The sequence below is a fragment of the Caballeronia sp. ATUFL_F1_KS4A genome, assembly GCF_023630905.1.
Classification (GTDB): Bacteria; Pseudomonadota; Gammaproteobacteria; order Burkholderiales; family Burkholderiaceae; genus Caballeronia; species Caballeronia zhejiangensis.
Genome location: NZ_JALQEB010000075.1, coordinates 1 through 240, shown reverse-complemented (window position 1 = coordinate 240; position 240 = coordinate 1). Strand labels below are relative to the sequence as shown.

Annotated in this window: 1 protein-coding gene; it reads right to left on the bottom strand. The window is 64.6% G+C overall.

All coding sequences use genetic code 11. From position 1 onward, the window contains the following. Positions 1-240, bottom strand: a 240-nt coding sequence (locus tag NCS03_RS31085; RefSeq protein ID WP_250530519.1) for a DJ-1/PfpI family protein, incomplete at both ends; no start/stop codon positions are given.

Sequence of the window (240 nt, the reverse complement as noted above, 5' to 3'; positions counted from 1 at the left end):
GCCGTCGAGAACCCCTGCTTCCGCCAGGATGAAAGCGCCGGTGCATGGAGCCGCGATTCGTCGCGACGTGCTCAGCGAGCGCCTGACGAATGCTGTCAACGCGGCCGACTTCGTATCGATTTCGACGCCCGAGCTGAACATCACCGTGTCGAATGCGGCATCGCCGAACGCTTGCGTTTCTACGCGCACGCCCGCCGAAGACAGGACGAGCCCGCCCTGTTCGGACAGAACGGTCACGCC